This window comes from Candidatus Pelagibacter communis (assembly GCF_001180185.1).
Classification (GTDB): domain Bacteria; phylum Pseudomonadota; class Alphaproteobacteria; order Pelagibacterales; family Pelagibacteraceae; genus Pelagibacter; species Pelagibacter ubique_F.
In genome coordinates, this window is record NZ_CVSS01000028.1 from 1 (window position 1) to 537 (window position 537).

A 537-nucleotide genomic window follows, 5' to 3' on the forward strand; every position below is an offset into this window, starting at 1 on the left:
ACTTTTATGATCCAAAATATGACTGACCTGGCATCTTATTTAAAAAAATTAGATATTAAATTATATTGATGATACTTGTTTGACCCGGTATCATTTTCATTTAAATTACGTGTATTATTATATAATCTATCATCATTCAAATCACTTAAATCTACAGCAACAATTAGATGATTAAAACTTATTAATTTGTTTTCCAATAAATAAATTACTTTGTCTCTGTATATATAAGGTGAGTAAGAACTCACACCAAGATTTACAACTTTAAGTTTTGTAAATTTTTTAAATAATCCAACAAATGTGTCTTCATATTCTAAACCAATTCCTTCTGTGAAGCTATCACCAATAAATGCAACATCAAAATCAGACTCATAATTTGAGATACAATCATATTTAAAACCGTTATGATCACTGCAAAATTTGTAAAATCTATTACCCCAACGAGCTTTATTTGTTGAATAATTTTTTAAAAACCCGTGATGAAAATATTCCGGGTCAAACAAGTATCATCAATATAATTTAATATCTAAAACTTTACAT

At 25.5% G+C, this 537-nt stretch carries 1 protein-coding gene; it reads right to left on the reverse strand.

Annotated features, from left to right (window positions below; all coding sequences use genetic code 11):
• Positions 1 to 35 precede the first annotated feature (35 nt).
• A complete protein-coding gene (locus AMN95_RS02135; protein WP_075522355.1) occupies positions 36 to 500 on the reverse strand; it encodes a hypothetical protein in 465 nt (154 codons plus the stop codon).
• Between the last annotated feature and the right edge of the window lie 37 nt (positions 501 to 537).